Source organism: Bacteriovorax sp. HI3 (genome assembly GCF_059738875.1).
Genome location: NZ_AP026946.1, coordinates 1,487,103 through 1,508,018, shown reverse-complemented (window position 1 = coordinate 1,508,018; position 20,916 = coordinate 1,487,103). Strand labels below are relative to the sequence as shown.

The window sequence follows — 20,916 nt, the reverse complement described above, 5'->3', positions numbered from 1 at the left end:
AGCCTTTCTTCCTTCCTAGAATTTCCCCCATGAAAACACTATTTTTAATCGCCGCTCTTTTTACGACACAAACGACTTTTGCCAAAGAGGCCACTCTAAAATACCCAGTGGAATTTCTCTTTGAAAAAGTTCTGGAAAAAAAGCATCAGACTAAAAAAGATTCGATTCCTTTTCCTAAGTTTTACTATTCTAGCAAAACTCCACTAAAGCAATTTCAAGATGCGATTGAAAAACAATGGGGGTTTAGACCTCATTTAATCACCAATGCCTTCGCCGTAGACAACAATGAAATCTACATTATGGATGAGGCCGATTACTACGAATCCAACAAACGCTGCATGGACGATTCTGTAGTCCACGAACTGGTTCACTACGTCCAGGTAAAGTATCTAAACTGGGATTTAAACGACGAGAGTTTAGAATGGGACGCCATTGATATCCAGACGCAATTTAGAGAGGAATATTGCCGTTAAAAGGCAGTAATTTTTTCAAAAATCTGGCATTCTCTCCTAAAAGTCTCTAAAAGAGACTTATGAAACTCCTAGCTTTCACTCTAGCCTCTTTTCTCCTGGCCGGTAAAACCTTTGGTTTCACCCTGAATCCTGTTTATAAAAATGGAGAGGAAGTTTGCCAGGAACATGCACAAGAGAGATCTGGAGAGCATTTCCGTTACGTCTTTGTTCCAGTTAATTACCAAAACCCACTCGCCGGGCAAACTCAGATTTACTCTTACCTAAAAAAGGCCTTTAACCCAAAACAACCTTCTGTGATTTTTTTCACCGGTGGTCCTGGAGTGTCTTCGCGCTCGAGTGAATTCTCTCTTGAGCACTACAACGTTATCTTTTTCGAGCAACGAGGAATCTCTTGTTCAAGACCTCTTAGTGAAGCATTGTTTTTTGATCCGGCCTTTTACAGCACTGAAAATACCGCTAGAGACGCGGCCCTCGTTGCACATGCCTATGGTCTCTCGCAAGTCTCGGCCTACGGGCATTCCTATGGCACAGTGGCCGCCACTGTTTTTGCATCTTTTTATCCAGAGCTGGTGAAGTCGCTGGTTTTAGAAGGCGTTGTCTATAAGGCCGACAAGACCCTTTGGCGCGATCCTAAGAAGCTCGCACGCATTCAAGATTTCTTCAATCAATTGCCGGCGGAAATGAAGAATAAAATCCTTAAGCTCTCAAACACTCCAGGAATTCCTGCAACCTGGTTTTCAAAAGTGGCCAACATGATGATGTATCTCAACAACGGTTTGAGATCATATCAAAGTTTTTTAGAGCAGGTTCTTTTGATGGATGAAGAAAGCTTCAGCGGCTTTATTCAAAGCTTTTACGGCAACCCCGAAAAACCGGAAGAAGAGTTTAGCTTTGGCGATGTCACGATGGGCATGATTGGCTGCCAGGAAATGAGCATGGCAGACACAACATTATCAATGGTCTCAGAATTTTCAGGTGAAACGCTCATCAGTAATCTCATCAACGACGATGAACGTAACTTCTGCGCACCTTTAAACATTTCGCACAATAACAATCGTATCTACGATGCCCAAAAGTATCCTGTGCTCGTGCCAGTCACCTACCTTCTGGGCGAGACCGATGGCGCGACTCCTCTCTATCAAGGCCTTACCCATTTTAATAAAGTGGCAAAGGGACAAAAACAGGCCCTTATTCTTTTAGAAGGTGGACATTTACCTATGCTAGATCTTTTAAAAGAAAATCGTTTATGTCATGATCCAGAAGATTGCCATAAACTCAGACAGAATCGTGCGGCCATAAAAGTTATCGAGAGACTACTCTCTGGAAAAAAGCTTACCCGCAAAGAGCTGGAGGATTTTAATGGCAGTGGCGAACTAAAATGGAAGTCCTTAGAGAACGACAATGAGCAAGACTGACTACAACTACGAAGACGAAAAAAGAAAAATCCTTGAAAAAAAAGTTCGGGCCCAGAAAAGCTTTACTAAAAAAATAGACATCGAAAAAAAGCCTGAATGGTTTAAAGTGAAGCTTCCCGGTGGTGAAAATTACCGGGAAGTAAAAGCTGAATTAAAAAAAAATAAACTCTGGACCGTCTGTGAAGAGGCCGCATGCCCGAACTTAAGCGAATGTTGGGCCGCCAAAACAGCAACGATAATGATCTTAGGTGGAACATGCACCAGGGCATGCAAGTTCTGTCACGTAGACACTGGTAACCCTGGGGGGAAGTTGGATCTTGATGAAATTTCCAACGCTGCAAAAATGGCCCAGGTAATGAATCTGAAATACCTGGTTGTAACTTCTGTAGACCGAGATGATCTCGAAGATTATGGTGCATCTCATTTTGCCAATGTCGTTAAAGCAATTAAACAGAGCAATCCTTCAACGTTAATTGAAACTCTCGTTCCTGATTTTAATGGATCAGAAAAACACATGCACACTTTGGCACAAAGCTCTCCATTTGTGATCGCCCAAAATGTCGAAACAGTGGAACGCCTGACATATGATGTGCGCGACCGAAGGGCCGGCTATGAGCAGACTTTAAAATGCCTCGAGTTTTATAAAAAGCATTATCCAGACATCAGTACTAAAACCTCATTAATGGTTGGCCTGGGGGAAACTGTTGATGAACTCATCGCCACAATGAAGGATTTAAGGGCCATTGATGTCGACATTATTACATTCGGCCAATACCTGCGCCCGACCAAAAGACATCTTCCAGTCCTGGAGTATTATCATCCGTCTACATTTGAGATGTTAAAAGAGAAGGCCTATGAAATGGGCTTTAAATTCGTCGCCTCAGGTCCATTGGTCAGAAGCAGCTATAAAGCGGCCGACTATATGGAGCACCTAAAAATCAAGGGGCACATGAAGTGAAAATCTTTAAAGGCATAAAGCTCGAAGATTTTTCTTTAACTCCCCAAGATATCCAAGTTCACGCAACAACGGCCGTTATCATAAAAAAATCCTGGCCGTACGAGCTCGCCCATTCATTCCAAGAAATCATGGTCGAAAAAATTTATGAGCATCCCGATGAATCACTATTCATTTTTTGCTCACACCCTAGTTGCCTGACTCTTGGGAGAGGATTACAAAAAACAGCGACAGATATCATTCCTCTTATTGATTTTGATCCATTAATTGAAGAGCAACTATCCCTAAAAATTCACAGGATCAAAAGAGGTGGAGGTATTACTTTCCACCATGAAAGACAAATCGTTCTCTATCCTATGATTTCGCTGGATCATAAAAAATATAAAGTTTTTGATTTTATGCTACTGGCACTATCTCTAATCAAAAATGTGTTAGAAAAAAAGTATGGTCTCCAATCACTTGAAGTCAGATCTGATTTATTAGGTCTTTGGGCAAAACAGTTTAAGATCGCCTCTATAGGACTCTCTACACGAAAGTTTGTGACTTATCATGGAGTGGCCTTGAATTTAGGTGAAGATCAAAAAATTCAGGAAGCTTTGTCCATGATTTTCCCATGCGGACTTCCGGGAAGTGCTTACTCGAATGTAAGTCGTATTTTGCAAAAAGACATTTCATTTGAAGATTTACAACCAGAGTTAATGCTGGAATTTCTCAAGTCGATAAATGATTCAACTTCCAGGTCTACAAAGGAAGATTCACTAGTGTCTGAATTATCTTAATATAAGATGGTGAGACAAATTCCTCGATCAGCTTAGGAATAATAAGCTTCATTTCCACTTTTTCTTTCTTATCTGTCGTCGCCACAAAAATTTCAACGAACGCTTCTGCAATCAAAAGTACTTTAGACAATGGTGAAAGATCTTCAGGGTACTTATTGGCAAAACCAGAACCTTTTTTCATCCCGTGGTGGTGCTTTATAAGAACGTCTGCCCCCATCGGGCAACGCTTATAAGTCACGACTAACTCCGCTGCTAATTTAGCGTGATTCATAATGATATCTTTTTCTTTTTCAGAAAGGGCCGGATTATCCAAAAGGGCCTTTTCAAATTTAAGTTGCGGGTGTTTTAAATAAATCGGAGAAAGATAGATATCGTGAAAGAAGAGTACAAAGTTAATCTTATCAGACTGACCTTCTCCTCCCCAGGTAACATTTTTAATAATATGATTGGCCACGTAGCTAGTGATCATCGAGTGCGTGAAGATGTAACCACTTTTGTTACTCAACATAGTGGCAAGAAGTCCTTTTAACTGAGCATTGTCCTTCACAACATCAGACATAACCTTGGCCGAAGCTGTGGCAATTTCCGCCATTTCCTGCCTGATTTCTTCTGTCGAAAATAAATTGGCGGCGGCAAATTCAAATCCATCGTTAAGGACTTCTACTTTTTTATCAGTCGTCATTCCTGAACTGTTCTTCAGGGCCTCAGTGATGCGTTCAATAAGTTTCAAAGAAACATTGTTCACCATCACCAGGCGGTCAGTACTGCGGACGTAAATGGTGTCTACACCTGTGGCCTTTGCATTCTTGATACTTTCATCAATTGTGTCGTCGCGACGGGCAAGCATCTTGTATTGGGAATCAACTGAGAGATAAAGGTTACAAGGGGCCTTAGTCAATCCTTCAACCGGTGCCATTGAGATGGGATAATAAGCACCCATTTGCATTTCGGCCATCTGCTTGGCCGTCACTCCTAAAATAGAAGCTGATTTTTTGAGAATTGATTGAATGTTATAGCGTGAAGAGACAGCAAATGTTTTAACATCGATATCTGTGTCTTCATCGCCTCCGACTCTAATAAAAGGAGTCTTCACTCCATAAGAGCCGCGGTATTCGTTAATTTCTTTAAAAGCATCGCGCTTATTGATGGTGTCTAATGAGATGATGAGATCGAAATTTTTCTTCGCTTTATGGATAGCTATCCCCGCCTCAATCGTCGTGACAAGTTCGGCCTTGGTAGCGAGATACACTTCCAGGTTCATGACGTATAACGTGCTTAGAAATTCATTATCACAGATGACAAGGGTTTTACTCATGAGCGAGATCCATCTCTAGAAATTACATAAATAAGAAATAAATAAGAAATACCTAAAAAAGGATAACATAAATTAGTAAATGAAAGTGATTGGGAAGTTTTGACATCGCCCTTCTGGACTAATCTCCAAAAGGGCGACGAAATTGATTAACTTAGTATTTTAGTAGATCTAACATTCCTTGGTACACGCGGTCTGTGTTTGGCAGAATCGCACGCTCAAGAATTCTGTTGAATCCAACAGGAGTGAATGTAGAGCCTACGCGCTTAACTGGCGCATCTAGGTGCTCAAACGCCTTATCGTTAATGATCCCTACTAACTCTCCACCGAATCCACCGAATACTTTATCTTCGTGGACAATTAAACAGCGGTTTGTTTTCTTGATTGAATTGATAATTGTCTCTTCATCAAGAGGAATAATAGAACGAAGATCCACGACTTCTACGTTGTATCCTTCGGTCGCTAGTTTTTCAGCAGCTTCAAGACACATGTGAGTTGTGTTTCCGTAAGTGATAACTGTTAAGTCAGTCCCTTCTCTTCTTACACGAGCTTTTCCAAATGGAACTTCGAAGTCATCAGGAACAACGGCCATCGCTTGTTTTGAGTTATAAAGCGACTTTGGTTCAAGATATAAAGTTGGTCCTTTAGATCTGAAAGCAGTTCTTAGTAACCCAGCTGCATCGTCAGCAAATGACGGCACAACAATTCTGATTCCAGGGATAGCTGCTAGAGATCCTTCAAGGTTTTGTGAGTGGTATAGTCCCCCACCAATGTATCCACCAGAAGCAAGACGGATAATAACGTTCGGAGAGAACGCTCCGTTTGATCTCCAGTAGTCGTGAGACATCTCAATGTATTGTTCCATTGCCGGCCAGAAGTAGTCAGCGAACTCTGCCCCTTCAACACACACGCGGATATCGTCTCTAAAACGAGAGAAACCGTTTGCAGTTCCTAAGATAAAGTCTTCAGCGATTGGCCCGTTAAATACGCGCTCAATTCCGAATTCCTGTTGCATACCTTTTGAAACGTTGAAGATACCACCTTTTTCTTTGTTGGCCATATCCTGTCCCCAAATGAATGTATTTGGGTTGTGACGGAATTCTGCTTTTAGCGTTCCGTTGATAGCGTCGATGAATTTAGTCTCTTCGCCTTTTTCATTGTGAATTCCTTCCGGGTATTTTGTCGACACGTATGACTCTGGCCATAGGTTATCAAAGATTGATTCCGGAGTTGGGTTTGGTGCTTTCATCGCTTTTGTGTGAGCGTCTAAAACCACCTTCTTTTGTTCTTCATCAATAGCGTTTAGTTCAGCTTCAGTGAAAACTTTTGAGCTTAATAGTTCTTTTCTGTAGGCCAGGTATGGGTCCTGAGCTTTTGCTGCCGCTCTTTCTTCTTCATCGCGGTACCATTCGTGTTTATCAGAGTTCGAGTGGTTTCCGATACGAACACAGTCTGCGTGAACGATAACTGGCTCGCATTTTTCAATCGCGATTCTTCTTGCTTCTTCCATTGCTGACATAGAATCGAAAACATCTTTTCCGTCACAGTGGATGATTGTCAGGTTTAAGAACCCTGAGAAGTTATCAGCAACTCTTTCGTTTGCTGTCTGGTCTCTTTTTGGAACAGAAATCCCGTATCCGTTGTCCTGGAAAACGAAAACAACTGGAAGTTTCTCACAAGAAGCTCCGTTGATGGCTTCGTAACAGTACCCTTCAGATACAGATGATTCACCTTGAGAAGAGAATGCTACACCTTTGTGCTTGTATCTCTTCATTGCGCGGGCAACACCAACTGCGTGAAGCGTGTGGTTACCTGTACAAGATGAAACGTTGTGGATTTTCCACTCTGGCTTAGCAAAGTGGTTAGACATGTGACGTCCACCAGACGCTAAATCTGTCGCCTTAGAAATACCGTTAAGGATAATTTCTTCAGCTGTGATTCCAGCTGAAACAGCTGTCAGCATATCGCGGTAGTAAGGGAAAAGGTGGTCCTCTCCTCTTACGAATGTTTGTCCGATAGCTAACTGGATTCCATCGTGGCCGGCGTATGGTGCGTGGTAAGACCAACCAACCGCTTGTTTTAAATAGTTTGGAGCGCGCTCATCAAGCATACGACCAAGAGTCATAAGCTCGTACCATTTTTTAAGCTCAGCTTTTGGTGTTTTTTTCGCAGAATATTTTTTTTCTACTTTTTTTAGCATAGATACCTCAAGTCATAAAAATTATGGAATTTCGATAGTAACAAATTTGCAGAAAAAATGCACCCCCAGGTGCATTTTTATATCGCATAAAAAAGGTAGACACGAATCTTACTTTTTAAGAGTTCTGCAAAGACAGAAAAAATGTACCTTAGAAGTGCATTTTTATAGCGAATAAGAGACGTAAAAGATAAACTCTCTCCCAAATAGTTCTGCAAATAAGTACCAAGGAGATATAATGCCAGTCGCCACACCTAAACAATATAAACAAATGCTAGAGAGAGCAAAAGCCGGCGGGTACGCATATCCGGCCATTAACGTGACTTCTATGTCGACGGCCAATGCCGCACTAAAGGCCTTCGCCGATAAAAAGTCTGATGGTATCATTCAAGTGTCTACGGGAGGCGGGAAATTCGCTTCTGGGCAAGGCGTAGGAGATATGGCACTAGGGGCTATTTCTATCGCTCAGCACGTCCACTTGATGGCCGAAAAATACAATATTCTAATCGCCCTTCACACAGATCACTGCCACCCTCAATACGTAGACAGCTTTATGCTTCCACTGGTTGAAGAAACAGAAAAAAGACGTGCAAAAGGTCTTCCAAATTTATTTAACTCACACATGTTTGATGGTTCGGAACTTCCGTTAAATGAAAACATCAAAAAATCAAAAGAACTTCTTGAGAGATTTGCTAAAAGCGAACTTATTCTTGAAGTCGAAACTGGTGTTGTTGGTGGAGAAGAAGACGGTGTTAATAACGAACACGCTCCTGCTGACAAACTCTATACGACTCCAGAAGAAATGGTAGAGATCGCAAAAGCTCTTCGCCCTATCGGAACATTCATGTACGCTGCGACTTTTGGAAACGTACACGGTGTTTATAAGCCAGGAAACGTAAAACTTCGCCCGACAATCCTAAAAGATGGTCAGGACGCTGTAAAAAAAGCTTTCGGTGCTGAAGCTGAACACTTTTTAGTTTTCCACGGTGGATCTGGAAGTGAGCTTTCTGAAATTCACGAAACTCTAGGTTACGGTGTAATTAAAATGAACATCGACACTGACACTCAATACGCATACACAAGACCAGTTGTAGACTTCATGTTGAAGAACTACGACAAAGTTTTAAAAGTTGACGGAGAAGTTGGATCGAAAAAACACTACGACCCTCGCGAGTGGATGAAGTCTGCTGAGAAAATGATGACAGAAAGAATTGCCACAGCTTGTGACGATTTAAAATCAACTGGAAAAAGTTTACTTCAATAATATCTAATAGTTGCCCCCCCTCTTCTGGGACTCTCCTCGAAGGGGGGCAATTTTCTTGAACCAAATCAGCCTCTTATGTTTTAATGATTGGATGAAAATTAAAACACTGATCCTCGCTTCAATCCTTCTTTCATCAACAACTCTAAAAGCGGAAAGCTTCATGGCCATCATGGGTGGCGGTGGTGAGCCTCAAGGAAACTCAACGATCTTCGACAGCACGATGAAGACACTGGGAAAAAATCTCAAAGGAACTGATTGGCAGTATCAGATTTCATTTAACGGAGGACACGCGGAGACAGAACAGTTGATGAGTTCTGAGTACCCTACTCCAGTTGCACCTATTTCAAATTTCACTCCAGAGAACTACAAAAAAATGATTGAGGAATACAAGGCCCGTATTCTTCTTGGTGATATTAAGTCCGGCGATCAGCTTATGATTATCATGAACACTCACGGGGCCGCAAAAGTTGGAAATAAAAAAACTCACTCAGTGGCCGCTTCCGGTGGAGAGGCCACTGACCTTAATAGTCTTTCAGGAACACAGCTTGTAAGCATGGATGACCTGGAAGAGCTGGTTAAACTCACCAATGAAAAGGGCATCAGGCTTGGACTTGTTGACCTTAGCTGCCACTCGGGAAATACAATGGCGCTCAAAAAGGACGCTCCCAACACTTGTATTATTACAGCCACAGGGCCAAATCATTACGGATACGCCGGCGACAGTGCTTTTTCCGGACAATTGATGAAGAACCTCAAAAAAGGAACGACATTAGAAATGGCCTTTTTAAATGCGCGCGCTGATACCAGAGATGCTGCCTACCCTATGATTTCAACTGACGAAGGTGAAGAGATCACTGCGGAAGTTTATGCTAATATCACTCCTTACCTTTACTACTACGATCCGAAAGCTGATAAGCTGACAGATTACATGCTCAAGAACTCAAGTGACTGCGTTACTTGTGTGAGAGATCAACAATTCAGCGCTCTCTTTGCCCAGATCGACAGGCTTCAAGCGGCGGCCAGAGGAACAAAAAAAGGATATAACGGAGAAGAGTTAAAAAAACTTCTTCTCGACTACAAAAGACAACAGGATGAAATCCTAAGAACGGCCAATTCGATTGGAGCTCTTGCAGTCAATAAAAAGGAGGTTTTCTCCGCTCCAATTATGCTCAATGGTAAAAAAGTGAGAGATTGGTCTCTCGATTTTACCTGGGGACAAATGTTAAATCTGGAACCAGACAAAACTCTGGCAAATCTTGCAAAATACCGCGCCGATAAAAAAAGAACTGCGCTGGACATAGCTCAAGACGACGCCATCTTTCAGGTATGGAATCAAATCAAGAAGAAGCAGCAGGAAATCATCACTAAATTTCCAAACTTAAAAACAGCAAAAGAAGATGGGAAAAAACTGGTTCAGCAAATCGGAAATAACCGCGATACTGCTGAAAAAATTGCCTTACAAGAAAAGAAGTTTTACGATGAACTCTATCGTCAGAAACAATCGATGAACGTCGATGATCCCTGCCGTAAAATTGTATTTTAATTTTTTAGGAACTCAGGTCTCATGAAATATTTTCTTCTTCTCCTACTTCCGGCATCACTTAATGCTGCCCTCATCACTGAGTGCGGAGAGTACACCGCTAAGGGAGTCGTGCGCGCTAAAGAAGATGGAATCAAACTCATTGTCAACGAAAAGACTCAATCTGAATACGTCATCAGTATGCCCAGGCTTGAACAGGGAAAAATCGCCGGCCACATCGACCGCGATGTCACAGTTAAACTTCTGCTGGATAAATTAGACGGACAAAAAGGAACAACTGAGAACATCATCTCAATTGATTTTCGCATCCCCGATCCCCTAAAACCTGGAGACACAGGTTTTACACTTGATAAAAAAACAGTTTGTAGAAAAAACTAGAGTTTCTTTTTGATGTAGATTGTTTTGTCGACTTCAGCAATCACATTGCCTTCATCGTCTTTGATATACACAGTAAGTACTGGCTCGATTTTATGTTTGCCTTTTAACTCTTCTTTATAGCCTTCGACCTGTTCGCGCGTCAGCCTGAATTGAGCAAAAACTTTTGTCGTTCCAGGTCTTTTGAACCTGATTGAAGCGGCCTTATCCCACACAATATACCCTCTTCCTAAAAGCTGAATTAGCATCAGCATGTAAAAAGGGTCAGTCATCGAATAAAGAGAGCCTCCGTAAGCTGTCCCCACGTAGTTGCGGTTCCAAAACCTAAGCTTGAGTGAGACATCGACTTCTAAAAAATCATTTGAAACGTGGTCAATACGAATCCCGGCCCCCCAAAAAGGAGGCCAGAAGTTCATTATTTTAAAAAGGATTTTTTGCCTGAGATTCATTAACCTAAAATCTTAGAAACGATCTCGTAAACGTTCTTTGAAAGCCCATCAGTTTTGATGATTCTCTCAAGCTCTGGTCTCATCAGGTCTTGAAGCGCTTTAGGTGTGCGCTTGAAATCCTTAAAGCCCGAAGCCAGGCGTGAAGCCACCTGTGGGTTTAATTTATCCAGCTCTAACAGGCGATCCGCAACCAGTTTATAACCGCGTCCAGATGGGTGGTTAAACTGAACCTTGTTGGTCGCTACAAATTGACCAAGAAGTGCGCGCACCAAGTTCGGGATCGTGCGGTCGTAGACAGCGTCTTTTTCCAGCTTCAAGATCGCATCGTATGTCGACTCATGAGAAGCACTCGCTTGTACTGTTAGCCATTTTTGCATAACGAGTGTCTCGTGTTTCCATTTGTCGTAGAAAGCTTTAAGCGCTTCATCTTTATGAACAGAGTTAGCGTGAACAATTGTTGTCAGCGCTCCGATCTCATCTGTCATGTTCGTTGCTGTTTTGAAGTGATCAAAAGCAAGTGAGTTGTACTTGCCACCTTCCACGTATGAAAGAAGATCAAGACACTTATTCTTCAGGTCGCGCTGTCCCATTGACTTAGGATCAAGCTTGTATTCTTTTTGCTCAATCGATTTATAAAGTTTTACCAATGTATCCTGGTGAGCTGTCGCCAGAGTCTTTTTTACAAAAGTGCGAACGGCTTCAGTTTCCGGGTAAGCAATCTCAGCTTGCTCCTGGTGAAGAACACCTTCTCCCGGAATCGACATTGAAAGCGCCTTGAACGCTTCATCAATCGTGTTATCAGCAAGAATTTTTCCGAATGCTTCAACGTATTTTGAATTTAACTCAAGCGTTCTCTTTGCCTTTGCATCTTCAATTAAATCTAAGATCAGTTTTGTCGACACAACCTGGGCCGCTTCAAAACGGTTAAACGAATCTGAGTCGTGGGCCATCAAGAATAATTGTTCATCAAAAGTTAAGTCAGTTGTTAACTTAACCGGAGCTGAAAACTCGCGGTTAACGGAAGCAATTGGTTTTGAAGTGATGTTTTCAAACACGAAGTCTTGAGTTGTTTCTTTTAACTCAAGAACCTTTGTCGCAACATCTTTTCCTGTGCTGTCAATCAATCCCACTCTCACTGGCATATGATAAGCTTTGGCATCTTTTGGCGCATTTGCCGGAAGAGTCTGAGTCAGTGTCAGCGTAAAACGCTTAGCTGCTTCATCGTATTTCGATGTCGCTTTCAATAACGGTGTTCCGTTTTGGCCATACCAGTTTTTAAACTGAGTAAAATCAAAATTGTTATTGGCCACGCTCATCGCATGGATAAAGTCTTCTGTTCTTACTGCTTGTCCGTCGAAAAGCTCGAAGTACTTGTCCATCCCTTTTCTAAATCCATCAATTCCTAAAAGAGTCTGGATCATGCGGATAACTTCGGCCCCTTTCTCATAGATCGTTGCCGTATAGAAATTGTTAATTTCCATGTACGTCGCTGGCTTAATCGGATGAGATGTTGGACCTGCATCTTCAGCAAACTGAGCTGCACGAAGACCCATGACCGACTGGATTCTCTCAACACTTCTTGAGTTCATGTCAGCAGAGAATTCCTGATCGCGAAATACTGTTAGGCCTTCTTTAAGTGTTAACTGGAACCAGTCGCGGCAAGTGATTCTGTTTCCTGTCCAGTTGTGGAAGTACTCGTGACCGATCACTGATTCGATCCCGTAGAAGTTTGTATCAGTCGCTGATTTTTGATCAGCAAGAACGTAAGCAGAGTTAAAGATGTTTAGACCTTTATTCTCCATCGCTCCCATGTTGAAAGCATCAACGGCTACGATCATGTAAATATCAAGATCGTACTCAAGACCAAAACGATCCTCGTCCCACTTCATTGATTTCTTCAGTGACTCCATTGCGTGGTGACACTTATTTTCATTTCCTTTGTCGCAGTAGATTTCTAAAGCAACATTGCGTCCTGATTTTGTTTTAAAAGTATCTTTAATAACCCCCAGGTCTCCAGCAACAAGCGCGTAGAGATAAGCAGGCTTTTTAAACGGGTCTTCCCAAGTCACGAAATGCTTTCCACCTTCAAGGTCACCGCGAGCAATCGGGTTACCGTTAGAAAGAAGGATTGGATAAAGTTTTTTATCGGCTACGATTTTTGTCGTGAACTTCGCCATGTTGTCCGGGCGGTCAACGTAGAAAGTGATTCTTCTAAATCCTTCCGGTTCGTTTTGTGTACAGAAGATCGTTCCTGATTTGTATAATCCATCAAGAGTCTTATTAGCTTCCGGGTTGATTTCATTTTCAATCATCAGCGTGAACTCTGCTGGTACTTTATTTAAAGTCAGCGAGTGGTTTTCTGTTGAGTGAACATAATCAGTGTATGTTTCGTTGTTAAGCTTAATTGATTTTAAAACCAGCTCTTCTCCGTTAAGAATCAAAGGAGTCACTTCGTCAGTGTTTCTCTTGATTTTCATCGTCGACTGAACCAGAGTTTTTGTATTGTCCAGGTGAAGAACTAAATCGATTGTTTCAACCAGGTAATCAGGTTTTTTATACTCGCTTAATTTAATCACTTTTGGTGCGTCAGTTTTCATAATCAATCCTCATTTCCAAATATATTTAGTGTTCCAGATGAACCTTGTAGCCAGTATGGCTTCTTATGTTGATAACACCAACATCAAAAATTAAGTACTGCCCCTTGATACCGAGGAGCCTACCGCCCACGACCTCTTGTTTATCAAAAGACATGGAAGAGACTTTTTCCGGGTAAGTCAGTACCGGGTATTCAATGTCGATCACGTCTTCATTTTCCAGGATGCTTACATGATCACTTCCGAACTGGCCTTCCAGGTCATCGAGATCATCGCCAAAAAGCTCAAAAAGTTCATCGCGCTTTGCTTGCAAATCGATTTCTTCCGGCACGCCCTTAAGCATCTTGCGCCAATCTGTCTTATCGTTGACCTCACTCGAGAGTAATTTTTCAAAAACCCCCGACTGGTAGCGAGTCCCCACTTTCAAAATGGGCAGGGCCTGTGTCGCTCCCTGATCAATCCAACGGATAGGAATCTGAGATGTTCTAGTGATCCCGACTTTAAGCCCTGAAGAATTGGCCAGGTAGACGTAATGAGGAATCATACAGTTCTCTAATCCCCAGTCCGGCTGGCGGCAAGTCCCTCTTTCAAAATGACAGGTTTCAGGTCTAAGAATGCACATATCGCACTCAGCGAGCTTGATAGAACACGGGTAACAGTAGCCCCCAGAATAACTCTTGGCCGTCTTTTTCCCGCAGTTCGTGCAGTTAATTTCCTTGTGATAGATGAGCTTTAAGTCTTTTCCGATTAAGTCGTTAAAAAGAACCGGGCCCTCCGGAGTCAAGAGCTTATAAATGGCCTTGCCATCCAGGAGTTCGACCTCCATCTTATCGAGATTAAATCCATTCAATGTACTCATGACCCCGGATTCTACTCAACTATTAAGGTAAAGTCACAAAAATTAAGGGCTTCCCATGGACTAGGATTAAAGTTTAGGCCGCAAGTTGTCGATTGTTTATTTATGAGCGAGAAAAAGGACCCAAACAAGAAACATTACTTTCAAATCGCCTCTCATGAAGATTTTATTGAGACGATGAGCATGCATTGTACCCTTGAGGACTCTCCGCCGCTTACTATCTGGGAGAAGGGCGAATCTGAAGAAGAGGCCGAAATTTACGAGGCCGTTGAATACTTCCCGAACCCGAAAATTATCAAGCTTAAGCCAACCGGGAAACTGATGACGAAAATCACCGGTAGCACCAAGGCCGGCAAACAGGTTCTGGTTAAAATCCCTATTGAAGATAAGATCAACTACTTTACTGGTGGACGCCTAAAGTTCCATCCGGAAGACCTGACTTATTCATTAGAGATCCAGCAGGACATTTATAAAAGCCAGGCCCGCGGTAACTTCCGTCTGGCGGCCAGCGACGTTATCCCTATTCAATTTAAAATCGACGACCAGGTTTTTGATGCCCTGGATATCTCAGTAAGTGGAACCAGCTTTACCATTGAGCAGGCCGAAGTCGAGCGCTTCGCTAAAGGCAAGGTCTTTACCGACTGCACCCTGCGCTTTGACCGCAAAAATTACCACATCCCGACAGTTCAAATTGCCGTTCATATCCCACTGGCCGACGAAGCCGGCAAGCCAAGTGGCCGCTTTAAAGTAGGGATCTCTTTTAAGGGCCTACCTCGCAAAACCGAGGACGAACTCTACATCAAAATCTCGACCGAAGCCCGTGGTGAGGAGATGAAGAAAAAGTTCGATACCATCCTTTCCAAGAAGGCCGAATAGGTCTTCCCCATCCCAATGTTATTAAGCCCTTTAGTTACTTTTGGCGCCCTACTTTGGTCCCGATATTATTTTCATACAGGCCTATAATTAATTGACGTAGAAGGCCTAGAGGAGTAGTTTTGCCGATACTATGAAACACAATTTACAAGACAACCTCCAGGGCGAGCAAATGGCCAATACTAACTCTAATGGCGGCAAAAAACCGTTTAGTGATGCTAAAATCATTGAACGCGCCAATCTCCTACGCGACAACGATCTATACTTCTTTTTTAGAGCAATCGAAGAAACTGAAGCTTCAACAGTAACTGTTAAAGGTAAAAAGCAGATCATGATTGGATCTAACAATTACCTAGGCCTTACTCACCACCCAGCTGTTAAAGAAGCTGCGATTAAAGCAGTAGAAAAATACGGAACAGGATGTACAGGATCACGTTTTTTAAACGGTAACCTTAATATCCACGAAGAACTTGATGAAAAACTAGCGACTTACTTAGGACATGAAAAAGCGATCGTTTTTTCAACTGGTATGCAAGCAAACCTTGGTGCGCTTTCGGCAATCTGTGGTCCAAAAGACTTAATGCTTTTTGACTCTGAAAACCACGCTTCAATCATCGATGCTTCAAGACTTTCTCTTGGAACAACTTTCAAATACAAGCACAACGATATGGCCTCTCTGGAAGAACTTCTTGAGAGCAACATGTCTCGCTTTAACCGCGTCATCATCGTTGCTGATGGGGTTTTCTCGATGACAGGTGATATCCTTCGCCTTCCAGAAGTTGTAAAACTTGCTAAAAAATACGGCGCTTACGTCTACGTAGACGATGCTCACGGTCTAGGGGTTATGGGACCTCAAGGTCGCGGGACAATGGCCCATTTCGACGTAACAAAAGACGTAGACTTCAACATGGGAACATTCTCTAAGTCGTTTGCTTCTATCGGTGGTGTGATCTCAGGATCAAAAGATGCTATCGATTACGTTCGTCACTCTGCTCGTTCGTTCATGTTCTCAGCTTCAATGCCACCAGCTGCTGTTGCGACAGTTTCTGCGTGTATTGATGTGGTTCAAAACGATGAAACAATCCTTAACAACCTATGGTCTAACGTTGAATTCATGAGAAATGGATTCAAAGAACTTGGGTTCTTCACTTACGGGTCTCAAACTCCAATCATCCCGCTTTTCATCGGTGACGACATGAAAGCTCTAAAGATGACAAAGTGGCTTGAGTCTAAGGGTGTCTTCTGTACTCCGGTTCTTCCACCAGCAGTACCTAAGGGAGAAACTCTTATCAGAACAAGTTATATGGCCTCACACAATCGTGAAGACCTATCAACAGTTCTTGAAGTGTTTGCTGAAGCGAAGAAAATCTTCGATATCCCTAACCACCTTCACTAAAACTTATGAGCAAAATCTCCATCCGCGAAATTGAGCTCTCTAATAAAAAAGATTTAAACGCTTTTATAGATCTCCCTTGGGAGATCTATAAAAACGATCCTCACTGGGTGCCGCTTTTAAAGATGGCGCTTAAAGACCTCTTAAATCCAAAACACCCGTTTTATAAAACTGCTGACGTTAAGGCGTGGCTTGCTTACAAAAACGATAAGGTCGTTGGAAGAATCATGGCGATTCACAACTACACTTATAACAAGCATGAAAACAACAGCGTTGGACACTTCGGTTGTTTCGAGGCCATCGAAGATCTTGAAGTGGCCCAAGGGCTAGTTAATGTGGCCGCTGAGTACTTAAAGAAAAAAGGACTCACAAGCATGCAGGGCCCGATGAACCCGGGAACAAACTACGAGTGTGGGCTTTTAGTTGATAAATACGACGATGCTCCACAAATCATGATGACCTACAATCCTCCTTACTACGAAACTCTTTTTAACCAAATGGGTTTTGCTAAAGCGATGGACCTTCTTGCTTACAATCTGTCTCCAGACATCAAACTACCGCAGATCATTGTGGACATTGCGGCCAGAACAGAAAAGAAATCAAAAGTTACTTACAGAACTGTTGATTTAAAAAACTGGAAGAAAGAACTCGAAATTATTTTTGAAATTTATAACTCTGCCTGGGAAGCTAACTGGGGATTCGTTCCTATGACTAAGGCGGAATTTGATCATACGGCCAAAGACCTTAAGGCCATCGTCGACCCAACACTTATCCAATACGCAATGGTGGACGGAAAAGAAGCTGGTTTTATCCTAGCTCTTCCAGACTTAAACCAGGTTTTTAAAACGATCCCAAGTGGTCGCTTAGGCCCAGTTGCAATCTTTAAACTTCTAACGGCCAAATCCCGCATCAACCGCGCACGCGTCATTATGATGGGAGTCAAAAAAGAATACAGAAAAATGGGACTAGAGACTCTGCTTTACAAAAACTTGCAGGTTTCTATTCAACAAAACCCGCGTATCAAAAACGTTGAGCTCAGCTGGATTCTGGAAACAAATGTGGAAATGAACAAGCCACTTATCAGAATGTCTGGCCCTGCTTACAAACGCTACCGCTTGGTTGAAAAGGCCCTCTAATGAAAATTCTCGTCACCGGCGCCAGTGGTTTTGTCGGCGGCCACCTTATTGAAAGACTTTTAAAAGACGGGCACGATGTCTTTGCTTTGGTGAGAAACCCAAAGAAGCTTGCTCTTTCTGCGCACGAGCGTCTGCAAGTCGTAAAAGGTGACCTCGATCAGGATAACTTATCGTGGGTTGAGACTCTTCCTGCTGATTTAAATACATGTGTGCACACTGCGGGAATCGTCCACGCCTACCGCACCGATGAATTCTACCGCGTAAATACAGAAGGCACGCGCAACTTAGTTAACAACTTAAAAAAGAAATACACTTCCCTGCACTTCGTTCTCATCTCTTCTCTCGCGGCCGCAGGCCCTAGTGCCGGCACTGAAAAGAGAAATGAAAACGACATGGATCTTCCAGTAAGCATTTACGGAAGATCTAAAAAACAGGCCGAAGAAGTGCTTAAAGAAGTGGCCCCAAAAACTTTTGACCTCGCGGTCATCAGACCACCAATGGTGATTGGTCCCCGCGACGCTGCCGTTTTAGATATTTTTAAAATGGTTCAAAGTGGAGTGATCCTGCTTCCAGGTTTTGGCTCAAAGGAAAAACTCTACAGTTTCGTTTGCGTTTTTGATTTAGTGAATACGATTGTCAAAGTGATCGAAGAAAAAAAGACGACCGTTTACTACAGCTCTCACCCGCAGGTCGTGACTTTTAACGAGCTTATTTTAGAGATTAAAAAGCAACTGAAGAAAAACTGGCTGATCTATCTGCCGATGCCACTTTTTTTAGTTAAACTCCTGACTATCATTCTCGATTTCATTTATAAGCTCTTCCCACATCCTCTGCGCCTGACCCCAGATAAATACCATGAATTCGCGGCCACAAACTGGACGTGTGATGGAGCAAAAACAGAAAAAGAATTGGGGCAAGTCTATAACTACGACATTGAGAGAACGATCACTGTGACTTTAATAGATTATAAATCCCGCAACTGGATTTAGAAGAACTCTCTTATTTTCCTTCTTTTAAACGAATCTGAAACCAGAATGTACTTCCCACATTCACTTCACTATCAACTCCAATCATCCCACCCATGAGATCAATCAGGCGTTTTGAAATTGAAAGACCCAGCCCTGTTCCACCAAATTTGCGAGTCGTGCTTTGGTCTTCCTGGCTGAAAGCTTCAAATAGATTTTCCATCTTGTTTTTATCAATACCAATCCCTGTGTCCTGAACTTCAAAACGAATCAGGGCCGCTTGGTTATTGCGGTCAATGATATCCAGGCGGACATGAACTTCTCCTCCTTCCGGAGTGAACTTAATAGCGTTGTTGATCAGGTTAAGAAGAATCTGCTTAATCCTGAATGGGTCACCTTTAAAAAGATAATTTTCTTCTAAAGCAAAATACAATCTCAGACCGATAGATTTTTTCTTCGCTGAAAGTGAAAGGATTTTCTCGCATTCCTGAAGCACATCAATCATATCAAAATCGAGAGTTTCAAGCTCCAGTCTCCCCGCTTCAATTTTCGAGAAATCCAGGATGTCGTTGATGATGGAAAGAAGTGAGTCTGCTGAAAGCTTGGCAGTCTCTAAGTTATCTCTTTGGTCTCCAGTTAATTCTGAATCCAGAGTCAACTCTGTTAAACCGATAATAGCGTTTAGCGGAGTCCTGATCTCGTGGGACATGGTCGATACGAAATTTGATTTAGCTTTGGTCGCAAGTTCGGCCTTGATGATCTGGCGTTTTAACTCCAGGTCGCGCTCGTTAATCGCACGGATCGCCACGTTTAGTGCCTGGGCGATTTGCTGGAACTCAAGAACATATTCTTCTTCTACCTGGAACTGGTAGTTACCCTCGGCAATCTTTTTAGAGCCTTCTACAATTCTGTTAACTGGCTCAGTGATTGTTTTCTTTAAGCGCCAAAGGATAATCAAACCGAAGCCCAGACCAACTAAAAAGAATGAAAAACCTAATTTAATAATTAACCAGGTCAACTCATCGTTAAACTTCTGAGTTGAGTAGATGAATTCGATGCTTCCGATTTTTTCGTTGTTTCTTTTGATATCACCGGCATCAAGAAAGCGGTTCTTTGTTTTTAAAAGTTCCTTAAACTCAATCCCCGCGACAGTGTGATCGCGGCTTTCAACCAGGATGTCTCCGTACTCATCGAGAACGCGGACAGCGATAATTTGGTTGTCGTCGCGGACGAATGTTGAAGCGGCATTTTTAATGTTGTTGGTATCGACCGTCCAAATCGGATCGGCCAGAAGGCTAGTCGCAATTTGCAGGTTAGATTTTTTCTGCCATGCGATTTTTTCTTCGTTACTTTTAATCAGAGCTTTTGCAACGATAAAACCAAGAAGCGAGATCATCAAAAAAATGACCGCAATAACGCTAATAATCAGCTCCTGCGTGATACTCAGCTTTTCAAAAAAATTCTTAGACTTGGTCATGGTATTAGCGTAGCACCTTATGCGCCCTTTCAAAATTTAAGAAAACAAAAAGATTAAGAAATTTACCAATCAAAACTAATCATTGGCCCAACGACACCTTCATAAGCAGTGTAGCCAATTCGGTAGGTGTCAAAGATGGATTTATAAGCGGTGTCAGTCTCTTGGTACTTACCCGCTTTTCTTACACCTTCGGCCGCGAATGCTGTAAGAAAAAACCCTCCAACCACATCGGAAAGATAGTGTTTCCCGTCTCTGATTCGCTGAAATGATGTCGCGACAAAAAGAGCGCCGGGGACAGCTGCCCAATAAGGCCCATAAAATTGCAGCGTTTTTAATGTTAGGGCCGCATAAGGAACAACATGCCCTGAAGGGAAAGATGACTTTCCTCTAAAATTGGTTTCCCACTTTGAGAGTTTATCTTTTTTTGGTCTTTCATGGATATCAATCACACTCAAGGCCGCTGATTCAACCAACGCCAGGTACATCGTGGCAAATGTTTCCTTGGCAAACTGGACGGACTTAGGACTGTCGTACTTCACTCCCAAAGAAAAGGCCGTAATGGGAATAATGGGAAAACTAAGCACTGGGGCCAGGTCACTTGCGACCTGCATATATTTGGGAATGCGCTTTTTCATTTGGTGATGAGTGATGCGCTTGTCTTCTTCAAATGAATACCAAAGTGCTGGCACGGCAGCTCCTGCATAGTACAGGTTATTTTCCGCTGTGAACTGCATGTAAGAGCCTTGGTAAAGTAAAGTCACTGAAGACTTTAACCCTTCCCAATAGGTCTCTGCTGTTAGGTCTGCCGCTGAAAGATTTTTAGAAAACAAAAGAAACAAAAGTACGTATAGAGCGCGTTTCAT

The 20,916-nt window shown here is 42.5% G+C and carries 18 protein-coding genes; 11 read left to right on the top strand and 7 right to left on the bottom strand.

What is annotated here, in order from left to right:
- Positions 1 to 29: 29 nt before the first annotated feature.
- The 4 genes from AC6JA8_RS07550 to AC6JA8_RS07535 are packed head-to-tail and all read left to right on the top strand — an operon-like array spanning position 30 to position 3,622.
- Positions 30 to 473 (top strand): hypothetical protein, encoded by a 444-nt coding sequence (locus tag AC6JA8_RS07550; protein ID WP_497976517.1) that lies wholly within the window; start codon positions 30 to 32, stop codon positions 471 to 473.
- A 59-nt stretch (positions 474 to 532) separates the two neighbouring features.
- A complete protein-coding gene (locus AC6JA8_RS07545; RefSeq protein WP_497976516.1) occupies positions 533 to 1,888 on the top strand; it encodes an alpha/beta fold hydrolase in 1,356 nt (451 codons plus the stop codon).
- Complete coding sequence (lipA, locus tag AC6JA8_RS07540) at positions 1,875 to 2,846, top strand: lipoyl synthase (protein WP_497976515.1); 972 nt, start codon at positions 1,875 to 1,877, stop codon at positions 2,844 to 2,846. Before AC6JA8_RS07545 ends, lipA begins: the two co-directional genes overlap by 14 nt.
- A complete protein-coding gene (locus AC6JA8_RS07535; RefSeq protein ID WP_497976514.1) occupies positions 2,843 to 3,622 on the top strand; it encodes a lipoyl protein ligase domain-containing protein in 780 nt (259 codons plus the stop codon). The genes lipA and AC6JA8_RS07535 overlap by 4 nt, the downstream gene beginning before the upstream one ends.
- Here AC6JA8_RS07535 and AC6JA8_RS07530 read toward each other — a convergent pair.
- Both AC6JA8_RS07530 and AC6JA8_RS07525 read right to left on the bottom strand, forming a co-directional pair.
- The gene (locus AC6JA8_RS07530; protein WP_497976513.1) at positions 3,585 to 4,937 is read right to left on the bottom strand and encodes an HD domain-containing protein; all 1,353 of its coding nucleotides are present in this window, start codon (positions 4,935 to 4,937) and stop codon (positions 3,585 to 3,587) included. The two genes, AC6JA8_RS07535 and AC6JA8_RS07530, sit on opposite strands and share 38 nt — an antisense overlap.
- A 151-nt stretch (positions 4,938 to 5,088) precedes the next feature.
- On the bottom strand, positions 5,089 to 7,134 hold the full coding sequence (locus AC6JA8_RS07525) for an alpha-ketoacid dehydrogenase subunit alpha/beta (protein ID WP_497976512.1): 2,046 nt from the start codon (positions 7,132 to 7,134) through the stop codon (positions 5,089 to 5,091).
- Between the two features lie 235 nt (positions 7,135 to 7,369).
- Here AC6JA8_RS07525 and fbaA point away from each other — a divergent pair, with 235 nt between their 5' ends.
- The 3 genes from fbaA (at position 7,370) to AC6JA8_RS07510 (ending at position 10,313) form a co-directional block, all read left to right on the top strand.
- Positions 7,370 to 8,395 carry a class II fructose-bisphosphate aldolase gene (gene fbaA, locus AC6JA8_RS07520; protein ID WP_497976511.1) on the top strand — a complete coding sequence of 342 codons (1,026 nt, stop codon included), beginning with the start codon at positions 7,370 to 7,372 and terminating at the stop codon, positions 8,393 to 8,395.
- A 91-nt stretch (positions 8,396 to 8,486) separates the two neighbouring features.
- Positions 8,487 to 9,938 (top strand): hypothetical protein, encoded by a 1,452-nt coding sequence (locus AC6JA8_RS07515; protein ID WP_497976510.1) that lies wholly within the window; start codon positions 8,487 to 8,489, stop codon positions 9,936 to 9,938.
- Between the two features lie 21 nt (positions 9,939 to 9,959).
- Positions 9,960 to 10,313, top strand: coding sequence for a hypothetical protein (locus tag AC6JA8_RS07510; RefSeq protein ID WP_497976509.1), 354 nt, complete (start codon positions 9,960 to 9,962; stop codon positions 10,311 to 10,313).
- Here AC6JA8_RS07510 and AC6JA8_RS07505 read toward each other — a convergent pair.
- Genes AC6JA8_RS07505 through AC6JA8_RS07495 form a run of 3 tightly spaced genes read right to left on the bottom strand, consistent with a single transcriptional unit; the run spans position 10,310 to position 14,212 of the window.
- Positions 10,310 to 10,759, bottom strand: coding sequence for a DUF4442 domain-containing protein (locus AC6JA8_RS07505; RefSeq protein WP_497976508.1), 450 nt, complete (start codon positions 10,757 to 10,759; stop codon positions 10,310 to 10,312). The genes AC6JA8_RS07510 and AC6JA8_RS07505 overlap by 4 nt on opposite strands.
- Positions 10,759 to 13,356, bottom strand: a complete 2,598-nt coding sequence (gene pepN, locus AC6JA8_RS07500; protein ID WP_497976507.1) for an aminopeptidase N — start codon at positions 13,354 to 13,356, stop codon at positions 10,759 to 10,761. The genes AC6JA8_RS07505 and pepN overlap by 1 nt, the downstream gene beginning before the upstream one ends.
- A 25-nt stretch (positions 13,357 to 13,381) precedes the next feature.
- On the bottom strand, positions 13,382 to 14,212 hold the full coding sequence (locus AC6JA8_RS07495; protein ID WP_497976506.1) for a DUF2797 domain-containing protein: 831 nt from the start codon (positions 14,210 to 14,212) through the stop codon (positions 13,382 to 13,384).
- 102 nt (positions 14,213 to 14,314) lie between these two features.
- On the opposite strand from AC6JA8_RS07495, the gene AC6JA8_RS07490 reads away from it, so the two are divergent.
- The 4 genes from AC6JA8_RS07490 to AC6JA8_RS07475 all read left to right on the top strand — a co-directional run bounded on the left by AC6JA8_RS07490 (position 14,315) and on the right by AC6JA8_RS07475 (position 18,600).
- Positions 14,315 to 15,085: a hypothetical protein gene (locus AC6JA8_RS07490; protein ID WP_102243214.1), complete on the top strand. Its 771-nt coding sequence runs from the start codon at positions 14,315 to 14,317 to the stop codon at positions 15,083 to 15,085.
- A 130-nt stretch (positions 15,086 to 15,215) separates the two neighbouring features.
- Entirely contained in the window at positions 15,216 to 16,478 is a 1,263-nt protein-coding gene (gene spt / locus AC6JA8_RS07485) for a serine palmitoyltransferase (protein ID WP_497976505.1), read from the top strand.
- A 5-nt stretch (positions 16,479 to 16,483) separates the two neighbouring features.
- Positions 16,484 to 17,611, top strand: a complete 1,128-nt coding sequence (locus tag AC6JA8_RS07480; RefSeq protein WP_497976504.1) for a hypothetical protein — start codon at positions 16,484 to 16,486, stop codon at positions 17,609 to 17,611.
- Positions 17,611 to 18,600 carry an NAD-dependent epimerase/dehydratase family protein gene (locus AC6JA8_RS07475; protein ID WP_497976503.1) on the top strand — a complete coding sequence of 330 codons (990 nt, stop codon included), beginning with the start codon at positions 17,611 to 17,613 and terminating at the stop codon, positions 18,598 to 18,600. Before AC6JA8_RS07480 ends, AC6JA8_RS07475 begins: the two co-directional genes overlap by 1 nt.
- Before the next feature lie 10 nt (positions 18,601 to 18,610).
- Here the strand turns inward: AC6JA8_RS07475 and AC6JA8_RS07470 are convergent, their stop codons facing one another.
- A complete protein-coding gene (locus AC6JA8_RS07470) occupies positions 18,611 to 20,053 on the bottom strand; it encodes an ATP-binding protein (protein ID WP_497976502.1) in 1,443 nt (480 codons plus the stop codon).
- Positions 20,054 to 20,115: 62 nt separating this feature from the next.
- Complete coding sequence (locus tag AC6JA8_RS07465) at positions 20,116 to 20,916, bottom strand: phosphatase PAP2 family protein (RefSeq protein WP_497976501.1); 801 nt, start codon at positions 20,914 to 20,916, stop codon at positions 20,116 to 20,118.

What these genes read in the sequence shown, in the direction of transcription:
- AC6JA8_RS07550 (WP_497976517.1), top strand. Translation starts at nt 30, where the DNA reads ATGAAAACACTATTTTTAATCGCCGCTCTTTTTACGACACAAACGACT.
- AC6JA8_RS07545 (WP_497976516.1), top strand. Translation starts at nt 533, where the DNA reads ATGAAACTCCTAGCTTTCACTCTAGCCTCTTTTCTCCTGGCCGGTAAA.
- lipA (WP_497976515.1), top strand. Translation starts at nt 1,875, where the DNA reads ATGAGCAAGACTGACTACAACTACGAAGACGAAAAAAGAAAAATCCTT.
- AC6JA8_RS07530 (WP_497976513.1), bottom strand. Translation starts at nt 4,937, where the DNA reads ATGAGTAAAACCCTTGTCATCTGTGATAATGAATTTCTAAGCACGTTA.
- AC6JA8_RS07525 (WP_497976512.1), bottom strand. Translation starts at nt 7,134, where the DNA reads ATGCTAAAAAAAGTAGAAAAAAAATATTCTGCGAAAAAAACACCAAAA.
- fbaA (WP_497976511.1), top strand. Translation starts at nt 7,370, where the DNA reads ATGCCAGTCGCCACACCTAAACAATATAAACAAATGCTAGAGAGAGCA.
- AC6JA8_RS07515 (WP_497976510.1), top strand. Translation starts at nt 8,487, where the DNA reads ATGAAAATTAAAACACTGATCCTCGCTTCAATCCTTCTTTCATCAACA.
- AC6JA8_RS07510 (WP_497976509.1), top strand. Translation starts at nt 9,960, where the DNA reads ATGAAATATTTTCTTCTTCTCCTACTTCCGGCATCACTTAATGCTGCC.
- AC6JA8_RS07505 (WP_497976508.1), bottom strand. Translation starts at nt 10,759, where the DNA reads ATGAATCTCAGGCAAAAAATCCTTTTTAAAATAATGAACTTCTGGCCT.
- pepN (WP_497976507.1), bottom strand. Translation starts at nt 13,356, where the DNA reads ATGAAAACTGACGCACCAAAAGTGATTAAATTAAGCGAGTATAAAAAA.
- AC6JA8_RS07495 (WP_497976506.1), bottom strand. Translation starts at nt 14,212, where the DNA reads ATGAGTACATTGAATGGATTTAATCTCGATAAGATGGAGGTCGAACTC.
- AC6JA8_RS07490 (WP_102243214.1), top strand. Translation starts at nt 14,315, where the DNA reads ATGAGCGAGAAAAAGGACCCAAACAAGAAACATTACTTTCAAATCGCC.
- spt (WP_497976505.1), top strand. Translation starts at nt 15,216, where the DNA reads ATGAAACACAATTTACAAGACAACCTCCAGGGCGAGCAAATGGCCAAT.
- AC6JA8_RS07480 (WP_497976504.1), top strand. Translation starts at nt 16,484, where the DNA reads ATGAGCAAAATCTCCATCCGCGAAATTGAGCTCTCTAATAAAAAAGAT.
- AC6JA8_RS07475 (WP_497976503.1), top strand. Translation starts at nt 17,611, where the DNA reads ATGAAAATTCTCGTCACCGGCGCCAGTGGTTTTGTCGGCGGCCACCTT.
- AC6JA8_RS07470 (WP_497976502.1), bottom strand. Translation starts at nt 20,053, where the DNA reads ATGACCAAGTCTAAGAATTTTTTTGAAAAGCTGAGTATCACGCAGGAG.
- AC6JA8_RS07465 (WP_497976501.1), bottom strand. Translation starts at nt 20,916, where the DNA reads ATGAAACGCGCTCTATACGTACTTTTGTTTCTTTTGTTTTCTAAAAAT.